The sequence below is a fragment of the Glycomyces xiaoerkulensis genome (assembly GCF_002798405.1).
GTDB classification, from domain to species: Bacteria; Actinomycetota; Actinomycetes; order Mycobacteriales; family Micromonosporaceae; genus Glycomyces; species Glycomyces xiaoerkulensis.
In genome coordinates this window covers 102,071-113,220 of the sequence record NZ_PGGV01000012.1, presented here as the reverse complement: position 1 = coordinate 113,220, position 11,150 = coordinate 102,071, and the positions used below count along the sequence as shown (strand labels likewise).

The window sequence follows — 11,150 nt, the reverse complement described above, 5'->3', positions numbered from 1 at the left end:
ACGCCGGATCGTTGTACATCTAGAATGCGATCAACCTTGGGCATCGGAGGCTTTCCATGTTGCGCGCATTGCTCTCGGCTACTCGGCCTGCCAAGCAGGACGATCCGTGGGACCTGGCCGGACGCGTCGCGCGGCTCGAGTCCGCCCACCGGGCGCGGTGGGAGACTCCCGACCTGCTGCTGGTCCGCCGGGCCTACCGGATCGCCGAGCAGATGCACCGCGGCCAGGCCCGCAAGTCGGGCGAGCCCTACATCACCCACCCGATCGCGGTCGCCACCATCCTGGCCGAGCTCGGCGTCGACACCGCCACCGTCGCCGCCGGGCTCCTCCACGACACCGTCGAGGACACCAGCTACTCGCTCGAGGCGCTGCGCAGCGACTTCGGGACCGAGATCGCGGTCATGGTCGACGGGGTCACCAAGCTCGACAAGATCCACCTCGGCAGCGACGCCGAGGCCGAGACCTTCCGCAAGCTGGTGCTCACCGCCGGGCGCGACATTCGCGTCATGGTCATCAAGCTGGCCGACCGGCTGCACAACATGCGGACCATCAAGTTCAAGAAGCGCGCCAGCCAGATCCGCATCGCCGAGGCCACCAGGGACGTGCTCATCCCGCTGGCCGACCGCCTCGGCCTCTACGTCATCAAGCGCGAACTCGAGGACATCGTGCTGGAGACGCTCGAGCCGGAGACGTTCCAGCGCATCACCGAGCACCTCGGCTCCGAATCCGACCGGCACCGGCAGGTCGCCCAGATCGTCCCGCAGGTGCGGCGGGCGCTGCGGAGCTACAAGGTGTCGGCCAAGCTGCTCGACCGGCCGCGGCACCCGTACTCGGTGTACCGGGAGATGCAGAAGCACCCCGGCACCGGACCGGCCGACCCGCCGCGCATGGTCGTGGTCGTCGACGGGGAGGTCACCGACTGCTACGCCGCGCTCGGGGCCATCCACGGGGTGTGGAAGCCGATCGGCGGGAAGTTCCGGGACCTGATCGCGGCCAAGAAGTTCAACCTGTACCAGTCGCTGCACACGGCCGTGAACGGCCCCGGCGAGACGAGCGTCGAATTCCTCATCCGCACCAAGGAGATGCACGACACCGCCGAGATCGGGATCATCGCCGGACTCAAGGAGCCGGGCGCCGACCCCGCCAAGGTGCAGTTGCCGTGGCTCCGGCGGCTGCTGGACTGGCAGAAGGAGATCGCCGACTCCGGCCAGTTCCTCGACTCGCTGCGCTGCGACCTGGCCGACCAGGACATCCTGGTGTTCGCCGGGGACGGCCGGCAGGCGATGGTGCCCAAGCACGCCACGCCGGTCGACGTCGCCTACTGCTCGGGGCCGTCGACCGGACACCGGCTCATCGCCGCCAACGTCAACGGGGAGATCGCACCGCTGTCGCAGCCGCTACGCGACGGCGATTCGGTGGAGCTGGTGCTCACCAACGAGCAGCCGTACGGCCCGTCGAAGCAGTGGCTCGAGCACGCCAAGACCCCCGAGGCGCAGCTCCACATCAACGACTGGTTCGACTCGCACGCCGACGGCGACCCCGACGGCACCGGCGAGCTGCCGGTGGTCCCGATGCAGGCGTTCGAGGACGAGCTGAAGTCCGGGAAGAACCGCCTGTGGCGATCGCTCATCCGGCGCGGCAGGGGCCTGGCCGGGGACCAGCCGCTGCACGGGGTGGCCTCCTCGCTCGGCTACCCGGACCTGGACTCGATGTACCTGGCGCTGGCGCGGGAGAAGCTCGACGCCGACGAACTGGCCGAGAAGCTCATCACCACCGTCGACCGGTACTGACACGCCGAACGGGGCGGCACCCGGAGGGTGCCGCCCCGCCGTGCGTCCGGGCCGGTCAGCGGCCGGCCTCGAGCTCGTCGCGCCGGTCGTCGTCCGAGGACTCGACGGACTTGAAGAATCCCTTCTCGGCCGGCGGGAGCGCGCCGACGCGGTTCATCTTCTTCGGCACCGGGGCGCCGGAGTACTCCAGGTCGGTGTGGCCGTGCTCGTCGGGCTCGGCCAGCGGCTGGTGGACCTCGTAGAAGCGGCCCTCCGGGTCGCGCATGAGCACGCCGGTCTCCAGGCCGTGCGCCAGGATCTCCCGGTCGTGCTGCTGGAGTCCCAGGCAGATCCGGTAGGTGAGGTAGTACGCCACGATCGGCAGCACGACGATGCCGATGCGGCCGGCCCACGTCATCGCGTTCAGGCTGATGTTGAACGCCTGCGCGAACACGTCGTTGCCGCCGGAGACCACGCCGATGACCCAGAAGACGATGACCATGACGCCGACACCGGTGCGGGCCGGGAAGTCGCGCGGGCGCTGGAGCAGGTTGTGGTGCGCCCGGTCCTTGGTGAAGCGCCGCTCGATGGCCGGATAGGCCAGCGGCAGCAGGACCGACAGCCCCATGGCGACGATCCCGGGCCAGAACACGCCCGGCAGCGTGAAGTACGGCGGGATGCGCAGCTCCCAGGCCGGGAAGAGGCGTATCAGGCCGTCGAGGTACATGACGTAGAAGTCCGGCTGGGAGGCCGAGGACACCACCGACGCCTCGTAGGGCCCGAACAGCCAGACCGGGTTGATCTGGAACAGGCCCGCCATCGCCGCCACGACGCCCCAGACCACCAGCATGAAGCCGACCTGCTTCATCACGTAGTTGGGGAACATGCGGAAGCCGACCACGTTGTGCTCGGTCCGGCCCGGCCCCGGCCACTGCGTGTGCTTCTGCGCGAACACCAGACCGATGTGGATGGTGATGAGCGCCAGCAGCGCGAGCGGCAGCAGGAACACGTGGATGATGTAGAACCTGGCGATAACCTCGTCGCCCGGGAACTGGCCGCCGAACAGCGCCGCCGAGACCCACGGCCCCAGGAACGGCAGGGACTCGGTCATGCCCTCGGCGATGCGCAGGCCGGTGCCGGACAGGCCGTCGTCGGGCAGCGAGTAGCCGATGAAGCCCTCGAAGAACCCGAGCCAGAACAGCAGGATGCCGATGAGCCAGTTGGTCTCGCGCGGCGCGCGGAACGCGCCGGTGAAGAAGATCCGCATCATGTGGACGAGGATCGAGGCCATGAACAGCAGCGTCGCCCAGTGGTGCATCTGCCGCATGATCAGGCCGCCGCGCACCTCGAAGGAGATGTCCAGGGTCGACTCGTAGGCCTTCGACATGCCGACGCCCTGCAGCGGGACGTAGGAGCCCTCATAGGTCACGTGCGCCATCGACGGATCGAAGAACAGCGCCAGGAAGGTGCCGGTGAGCAGCAGCAGGACGAACGAGAACAGCGCGATCTCACCGAGCAGGAACGACCAGTGGTCCGGGAAGACCTTGTTCATCAGGACCCGGGTCGGTCCCGCGAGCTTGAAGCGGTCGTCCAGCTCGCCGCCGGCCTTGGTCATCATGCTCTGGCTGGTGCCTTTGCGGCGTTTCACTGTTCATCCTCCTCTGGGAGGGACGGGCGGTTCCAGTACGCCGGCCCCGGGGGCACCAGGAAGTCCGAGGTGGCGATGAAGTAGCCGTCCTCGACGTCGAGCGGCAGCATCGGCAGGTGCCGAGTCGCCGGGCCGAAGATCGGGGCGGCGTTGTCCACCACATTGAACTGCGACTGGTGGCACGGGCACAGCAGGCGCTGGCTCTGCTGCTCGTACAGGCTCGCCGGGCATCCGACGTGCGTGCAGATCTTGGAGTAGGCGACGAAATTGCCCCAGAGCGCGTCGACGTCCTGGTACATCGGGTAGAGGTTCTCCCGCAGCGTCGCGGCGTCCTGCTCCCGCAGGTGGATCAGCAGCGCCGGCGCGGTCGGGTACTCGTTGCTCGCCCCGGCCTCGATGGCCGGGAACACCGTGATCTGGCCGCCGACCGAGACCATGTCGGGCCGGACCATCGCGCCGTCCTTCAGCATCAGACGCACCGGGTTGCCGTCGTTGTACCTCTCGGCGTTCCAGCCGGTGACGGTGAGCATGTCGCCGGGGTCCTTGATGAGGCCGCCGAGCGGCGCCACCGCTGCCAGGCCGAGCGGGGCGGCGCCCAGCAGGGCGGCCTTGACCAGGAAGGGCCGGCGCTTGAGGCCCATGTCGTCGGCGACGGTGTCGACCGTGGATTCGGCGATGCGGCGGTCGTCCCGGGCGGAGCCGCCGTCGTGGCGGTCCTGGACCAGTTCCTCCACCGGCAGCAGCTTCTTGGCCCAGGTGAGCACGCCGAAGGCGAACAGCAGCAGCGACAGGCCGAGCGTGATCCCGAGGATCGGCGTGTACCAGGTCTCGGGGTCGCTCAGGGTGGCGGCGCCCTCGTACTCCCACGGCCAGAAGATGTAGGCGGCCACGAACAGGGTCGCGAACAGTCCGGCACCGAGGAACATGCCGCCGACGATGCGCTCCATGCGCTTCTCGGCGCCCGTGCCGGGCCGCCCGAAGCGGGGCTCGTAGTGGATGATCTCGATGCCGTCGCGGCGCAGACCCTCGCGGTAGACCTCGAAGCGGGAGAGCTTCGGGTCGTTCAGATCCGGCTCGCCGGGCTGATTCTCGTTGTGGGCACTCACGATTTACCTGCAATCCAGAGCGTGGCGAGCAGCAGTGCGCTGATGCCGACCAGGAAGATGGCGAGTCCTTCGGTGGACGGGCCGAATCGTCCGAGGTTGAACACCCCGCCCCGGTCCGCGTCGTCGTTGACGATGTACTGGACGTAGGCGATGACGTCGGCCTTCTGCTCGGGCGTGAGCTCGTTGTCGGCGAAGACCGGCATGTTCTGCGGGCCGGTGAGCATCGCCTGGTAGAGCTCCTCGTCGGTGGTGCCGCCGAGCGCGGGGGCCTCGGCACCGGAGGACAGGGCCGCGCCGCCGCCGGCGTAGCCGTGGCAGGACGAGCAGTTGACGCGGTAGAGGTCGTTGCCCGAGCCCACGTCGGCGTTCTCGACCAGGGCGTCGAGGTCGTCGGGAACCGCGCCGCCGCCGCCGAGGTGCTCGATGTAGGCGCCGAGCCACTCGGCCTCCTCCTCGGTGAACACCGGGTCGCCGGGTATGGCCATGGCGCCCTGGTTGGCCAGTGGCATGCGTCCGGTGTTGACCTGGAACTCCACGGCGGCCGAGCCGATGCCGATCAGGCTCGGCCCGCGGCCGTCGACGCCCTCGCCGTTGTCCCCGTGGCAGGTGATGCAGCTCGTGTCGTAGAGCTCCTGGCCCTTGACCACCTCGGAGTCGACGGCGTTGTCATCGGCTTCCTGGGCGTACAGGCTCGGCGCGAAGGCCGAGTAGAGCCCGCCGACTATGACCAACGCGCCGGTGAACCTGGCCAGCGCGCCGAGGCGCTTGCGCCAGCCTCGCCGGCGTTTCGCTGATGCAGCCACGGTTGTTCGCCACCTTTATCTAGCTCGCTGCCGGGGAGGGCTGTGGGGTCCTCGCCCGGCCGGGTGACCGCCTCCGGGTGGCGGTCGCCGTTTCTCTCGGGTTGTCTATCACGGCCGGTTCCGTGATGTGGTGTTCCGGGGCAGCGACTGCCCTACGTGAAGTAGATCGTCAGCGGGTAGATCATCGCGAACAGCGCGATCCACACCACGTCGACGAAGTGCCAGTAGTAGGACACGACGATCGCCGCGGTGGCCTGGGCCGGGGTGAACCGGCCCATCGTCGTGCGGATGAGGAAGAAGATGAACGCGATCAGACCGCCGGTCACGTGGAGGCCGTGGAAGCCGGTGGTGAGGTAGAACATCGACCAGAAGCCGTCGGCTGCGATGGTGTGGCCCTCGATCACCAGGTTGCGGTACTCGTTGGCCTGGCCGAGCACGAAGATCAGCCCCATGACGAAGGTGATGGCGAACCAGCGGCGCAGGCCGTAGACGTCCCCGCGCTCGGCGGCGAAGACGCCGAGCTGGCAGGTGATCGAGGAGGCCACCAGGATCACCGTGAAGACCAGGGCGTACGGGAAGTCCAGGTGGTGGCCGGCCTCTACCCAGAGGTCGGGGGCGGCGGCTCGGATGGAGAAGTACATCGCGAACAGGCCCGCGAAGAACATGAGTTCGCTGCTCAACCACACGATGGTGCCGACACTGACGACGTTGGGCCTCGTCAGCGAATGAATTCGGCTGGGGTCGATAGTTGCTTCGGCGGCAGTCACGCGCACATTATTACGGCCCGCCGGCCGCATCCTGTGCATGGGGTGTGTTTCCGCCACGTGCCGGGGCGCGGTAGGCTCGCCCGGCTTCGGCATCGAGTCCGCAGGTCACCACCGGTTCAGCCACTGTAGGCGATGTCCAGAGCGGAAGTGGCGGCGGCGGGCTGGCTATTTCAGTGTGGCCGGTTTAATATGCGAGGCGTGAGTACCTCAACGACGGAGTACGCGGTCCTGCTTTACAGCCATCGACCCTCCGTGATCGAACAGATGCGATCGGCCATCGGCGAGGCACCGGCCGAGGGCGTGACGGTCGAGTTCGCCGCGACCGGCGACTACGACGAGGCGGTGGCCCTCATCGACGAGTACGAGATCGACCTGATCCTGCTCGACGGGGAGGCCCAGCCGGCCGGCGGCCTCGGGATCGCCCGGCAGATGCGCGACGAATTCGACGAGCCTCCGACGCTCGCGGTGGTCCTGGCCCGGGCCGCCGACCGCTGGCTGGCGGCGTGGTCGCGGGCGGACGCGGTCCTCAGCCACCCCCTCAACCCCGTAACGACGGCGAAGACGGTTGTAGACTTGCTGGTCGAGCGCCGTTCGGCCGACGTGCCTTCGCAGCGTGCCGCCTGAGTCCCGCGGTTCGGCCACGGCCGGGCTTGCGGGCCGCAAATTTGCACTGGAGTTTCCATGATTGATACGACCTGGCCCGATGTCCTCGCGCGCCTCTCGGGCGGCGACCACCTCGACGAGGCCAGTGCCGACTGGGCGATGGCGCGGATCATGGCGGGCGAGGCCGATCCGGCGCAGTTGGCGGCGTTCGCGGTGCTGCTGCGCTCCAAGGGCGAGACGGCCGAAGAGGTGGCCGCGATCGCGGGGCGGATGCTCGCCGAGACCACCCGGCTCGACCTGTCGGACCTGGGCGTCGCGGTGGACGTCGTCGGCACCGGCGGTGACGGTTCCAACAGCGTGAACATCTCGACGATGGCGGCGGTGGTGGTCGCGGCCGCGGGCGTGCCGGTGATCAAGCACGGCAACCGCGCGGCCTCCTCCAGCGTCGGTTCGGCCGATCTGCTCGAGGCGCTCGGCGTCGACCTGGCGGCTTCGGCCGACCGGGTCGAGGCCGCGGTCCGGGAGGTCGGCATCGGCTTCTGCTTCGCCAAGTCCTTCCACCCCGGGATGCGCCATGCCGGCCCCGTGCGGGCCGCGCTCGGCATCCCGACCGTGTTCAACCTGCTCGGGCCGCTGACGAACCCGGCTCAGCCGCAGGCGGGCCTGATCGGCTGCGCCGATCCGAAGCGGGCGGCGCTGATCGCACAGGTATTCGCCGCCCGCGGGGCGTCGGTGTTCGTGGTGCGCGGCGACGACGGCATGGACGAGATCTCGACCTCCTCGACGACCACCGAGTGGGTGGTCTCGGGTGGTCGGGTCTCCGAGGGCACGATCGACACCGAGGAGCTCGGCCTGGTCAAGGCCGATGCGGCGGCGCTGCGCGGCGGGGACATCGAGTTCAACACCAAGGTGGCGCGCGACGTGTTCGCGGGTAAGACCGGACCCGTCCGCGACGCGGTGCTCATCAACGCCGCCGCGGCTCTGGCCTCGCGCGAGGGCCTCGTCGAGGAGGTGGACATGCACGATGTGGCGCGCCGGCGCGCGATGCTGGAGGCGGGCCTGGAGCGGGCCGCCCGAGCGATCGACGGGGGCGAGGCCACGGCCCTGATCGACCGCTGGGCGGAGTTCAGTCGGTCTTGAGGCGAATGTGCTGACGGGGGCGGGGCGCCGCGGTGCCCCGCCCCCGTTCACCTGGTGTACTTGTCGAGCTCCTCGTCGGAGACGACCTCGGTGTCGGCGCCGGGGCCGACGTCGGTGCGGATGAGGATCGCTCCGCACTCCTCGCAGCGCAGGACCTCGTTGATCGCGGCGGCGCGGATGGGGGCCATGTCGGCCGGCGACTTCTCGATCCGGCACGAGCCGCAGCGGCGGCCGACCAGTTCGGCGGCGGCGATCGGCTGGCGGGCGTGGATGCTCTCGTAGAGTTCGACCAGGCGCGGCGGGATCGAGCCGGTCAGGCGGTTCCGCTCGCTCGCGGCCGACTCGGTCTCGGAGTGCAGCTCGCCGAGCCGGCGGTCGCGGTCGGCCTCGGCGTCGGCGAGGGCGGCCTCGGACTCCTCGGTCCTGCGCTCGGACTCGTTCAGCTCGGTTTCGAGGCCCTCGCGGCGCTCCATGAATTCGAGCTCGTCGTCCTCGAGGCTGGACTGGCGCCTGGCGAGGGACTCCAGCTCGCTCTGGAGCCCTTCGAGCTCCTTCGGCGGGGCCGAGCCGGAGGCCATGCGGCGGCGGTCGGCCTCGGCGCGCTTGGTGACCAGTTCGACCTCCTGCTCGATGCGCTTGATGTCGCGGTCGGCGTCGGCGATGTCGGCCTTGAGGGAGGCGGCGCGGTCCCGCAGCACCTGGAGGTCCCGACGCGCGGTCGGGATCGCCTGGTCGTCGTCGAGTCTCCGGCGCCGCTGGTCGAGCTGCGTGAGCGTGGTGTCCACGGCCTGCAGTTCGAGCAGGCGGCGCTGATCGAACAGGTCAGCTTCCAACTCGGTTCACCCCGGCATTCTGATGGATGGTCCACGGATCGGTGTCTAGATCGGACACGGCGATGTCGTCGATGTGCTCCGAAAGCTGTTCTGCAACAGTATCGAGCCAGGGCCGCTCCGTCGCCCAGTGGGCGGCGTCGATGAGCGCCGGCCCGCCGCGGGCGGCGTGCTCGCCGGCCGGGTGGTGGCGGAGGTCGGAGGTGAGGAAGGCGCCCGCCCCGGCGGCGACCGCGTCGGCCAGATAGGAGTCTCCGGCGCCGCCGGACACGGCGACGACGCTGACCTGCCGATCAGGGTCCCCCGTGGAACGCAGCCCCCAGACGGTCCGCGGCAGGGCTCCCGCGGCGCGGTCGACGAGTTCGGCGAGCCGCATCGAGGCCGGCAGGCGCCCGACGCGCCCGATGCCGCGGCCCGAGCCTTCGTGCTCGGGCCCGGTCAGGGGGCGCAGCGGCCGGAGGTCGACCAGGCCGAGGCGGTCGGCGAGGGCGTCGGAGACGCCCGGGTTGGCGACGTCGGCGTTGGTGTGGGCGACGTAGAGGCCGATGCGGCGCTCGATGAGGGTGTGGAGGAGATCGCCCTTGTATTCGGCCGGATCGAGGCTGGAGACGCCTCGCAGCAGCAGCGGGTGGTGGGCGACGATGAGGTCGCAGCCGAGCTCGATCGCCTCGGCGACGGTCTCTGGGACCACGTCGACCGTGCACAGGGCCTTGCCGACGGCGATATCGCCTCGGCCGCAGACCAGGCCGACGCGGTCCCAGTCCTCCGCCCAGTGGCGCGGGTATATCCGGTCGAGTGCGGCGGTGAGCTCGCTGAGCGTTGGCATGACCGGGAGTCTATGGGGAGCGCGATCGGCCGCGCGGGGTGCCCGGAACCCGGGGTAGCCGGGTTCCGGGCGGGTCGTCTAATTGAGCGCCCCCACCGATTCGGCCAGCATGCGCACCTGGGGCACGGGTTCGCCGCGGGTGCGGTGGAGGATCTGGTCGATGAGCTCGATGGCCATCGGGCGGCACCGGATCTCGGCCGGGGCGGCCTGTTCGGCGGTGGCCAGGGCGCGGCCGGCGCGTTCGATGTCGCCGGTCTGGATGCAGGCGCGCGCCATGTCGAGCCAGTGGCGCGCGCGGCGTTCGGCGACCAGTTCGCCGAAGGCGCCCCGGTCGATGCGGTCGTGGACGGACAGGGCGTCGGCGCCTTCGCCGAGCTCGACCAGCGCGGCAGCGCGGTGCAGTTCGACGTTGGTCGGGCCGAACGAGGTGTAGTAGTGGTTGGCGTCGCGGCCGAGGATGGCGGCGGCGCGTTCGGCGCTCTCGAGCAGATCGGAGCTGGTGGCGGCCTCGCCGGCCAGCGCGGCGGCCATGGCGCCCTGCAGCAGGAGCGCCCCGTAGACGCTGATGGCCTCGGGGCCGGCGGACTCGCCGCCGGTCTCGCTGATCAGGCCGTGCGCCACTTGGACGTTGAGGTCGAGGGCGGCCTGGTAGCGGCCGAGGGCGCGGAGGGCGCCGGCGACCCTGGTGGTGGCGATGCCGGCCAGTAGCGGGTCGTTGCCGCGCTGGGCGGCGCTGATGGCGCGGTCGGCGGCGAGCCAGGCGAGTTGGGCCTCGCCGAGCTTTCTGAGCACTGTGGATGCTATCTGGTAGACCTGCGTCATGAGTTCGGCGGCTTCGGCGGCGGTGCCGTCGACCGGGTTCTCCTCGGCGACGGGAGTGTCGCGCAGGAGTTGTATGAGCGAGCGGGCCACGATCGGGTAGTGGCCCTTTTCGAAGGCGATCCATGCATAGCTGACCGCTCCGCGCAGCCGCGGAATCGGGATCGGGTCTATCGGGGCGGCCTCGAGGAAGATCCCGAGGCGTTCGTACCGTTCGAGGGATTGGCGGATCGATTCGACCTCGGACTGGTCGAGGCATCCGCCCAGTCCGGGTCGGCGCTTGGGCTCGCGGCCGAGCAGCTGCCCGGCGTCGATGCTCAGCGCTTCGGCGATCTCGGTGATGACCGAGTATTTGTCGAGGCGGCGCACGCCGCGTTCTATCTTGTCGACCCAGCTTTTGGATTTGCCGATCTGATCGGCGAATACCTGCTGGGACATACCGCGGCGTTGGCGCCAATACGCCACCCGCCGCCCTGTTGGCTGCGTTACCGACTCCATCAGACCCCACCGTCCTTATAGGAGTTACACTTCTTCTTTTGGCACTTCGCGTTCCGAAGCGATGCTCTTGCCGTCGGCGGCGGCCGCTCCCGCGGCCAGACGGTCGCGGCCGCCGCCTTCCTTGGGGAACCGCGGATTCCGGAAGCGGCCAGAAGCCGTCTATCTCACCCACACGATTGCTTCCGGTCGGCCTCGGCGCGTTCGGCGAGGCGTTCGCCCGCGGAGCCCCCGACAGATATGTATCTACAGGTTTTCGGCCCGTCGCACAACGGCCGCGGACTGCCGTTCTCACTCTCCGCCGACGGGATCCTCACAGTATCGCCCCTTGATCCCGAAATGCT

Annotated in this window: 10 protein-coding genes; 3 read left to right on the top strand and 7 right to left on the bottom strand. The window is 69.6% G+C overall.

Annotated elements, in window-relative coordinates:
- Positions 1–56: 56 nt before the first annotated feature.
- On the top strand, positions 57–1,790 hold the full coding sequence (locus tag CUT39_RS03785; protein WP_100444635.1) for a RelA/SpoT family protein: 1,734 nt from the start codon (positions 57–59) through the stop codon (positions 1,788–1,790).
- Between the two features lie 55 nt (positions 1,791–1,845).
- On the opposite strand, the gene qcrB is transcribed toward CUT39_RS03785, so the two are convergent.
- From qcrB to ctaE, 4 genes are all read right to left on the bottom strand, one after another.
- A complete protein-coding gene (qcrB, locus tag CUT39_RS03780) occupies positions 1,846–3,417 on the bottom strand; it encodes a cytochrome bc1 complex cytochrome b subunit (protein ID WP_100444634.1) in 1,572 nt (523 codons plus the stop codon).
- Positions 3,414–4,523 (bottom strand): cytochrome bc1 complex Rieske iron-sulfur subunit, encoded by a 1,110-nt coding sequence (qcrA, locus tag CUT39_RS03775; protein WP_100444633.1) that lies wholly within the window; start codon positions 4,521–4,523, stop codon positions 3,414–3,416. The genes qcrB and qcrA overlap by 4 nt, the downstream gene beginning before the upstream one ends.
- The gene (gene qcrC / locus CUT39_RS03770; RefSeq protein WP_100444632.1) at positions 4,520–5,326 is read right to left on the bottom strand and encodes a cytochrome bc1 complex diheme cytochrome c subunit; all 807 of its coding nucleotides are present in this window, start codon (positions 5,324–5,326) and stop codon (positions 4,520–4,522) included. Before qcrC ends, qcrA begins: the two co-directional genes overlap by 4 nt.
- A gap of 152 nt (positions 5,327–5,478) precedes the next feature.
- A complete protein-coding gene (gene ctaE / locus CUT39_RS03765; protein WP_198586857.1) occupies positions 5,479–6,123 on the bottom strand; it encodes an aa3-type cytochrome oxidase subunit III in 645 nt (214 codons plus the stop codon).
- Between the two features lie 234 nt (positions 6,124–6,357).
- Here ctaE and CUT39_RS03760 point away from each other — a divergent pair, with 234 nt between their 5' ends.
- Together CUT39_RS03760 and trpD are read left to right on the top strand one after the other, a co-directional pair.
- Positions 6,358–6,717: a hypothetical protein gene (locus CUT39_RS03760; RefSeq protein ID WP_408611099.1), complete on the top strand. Its 360-nt coding sequence runs from the start codon at positions 6,358–6,360 to the stop codon at positions 6,715–6,717.
- 57 nt (positions 6,718–6,774) lie between these two features.
- Positions 6,775–7,836, top strand: coding sequence for an anthranilate phosphoribosyltransferase (gene trpD, locus CUT39_RS03755; RefSeq protein WP_100444629.1), 1,062 nt, complete (start codon positions 6,775–6,777; stop codon positions 7,834–7,836).
- 47 nt (positions 7,837–7,883) lie between these two features.
- Here the strand turns inward: trpD and CUT39_RS03750 are convergent, their stop codons facing one another.
- The 3 genes from CUT39_RS03750 to CUT39_RS03740 all read right to left on the bottom strand — a co-directional run bounded on the left by CUT39_RS03750 (position 7,884) and on the right by CUT39_RS03740 (position 10,809).
- On the bottom strand, positions 7,884–8,669 hold the full coding sequence (locus CUT39_RS03750) for a zinc ribbon domain-containing protein (protein WP_100444628.1): 786 nt from the start codon (positions 8,667–8,669) through the stop codon (positions 7,884–7,886).
- Positions 8,659–9,492, bottom strand: coding sequence for a Nif3-like dinuclear metal center hexameric protein (locus CUT39_RS03745; RefSeq protein WP_100444627.1), 834 nt, complete (start codon positions 9,490–9,492; stop codon positions 8,659–8,661). The genes CUT39_RS03750 and CUT39_RS03745 overlap by 11 nt, the downstream gene beginning before the upstream one ends.
- A gap of 78 nt (positions 9,493–9,570) precedes the next feature.
- Positions 9,571–10,809 carry a helix-turn-helix domain-containing protein gene (locus CUT39_RS03740; RefSeq protein ID WP_100444626.1) on the bottom strand — a complete coding sequence of 413 codons (1,239 nt, stop codon included), beginning with the start codon at positions 10,807–10,809 and terminating at the stop codon, positions 9,571–9,573.
- Between the last annotated feature and the right edge of the window lie 341 nt (positions 10,810–11,150).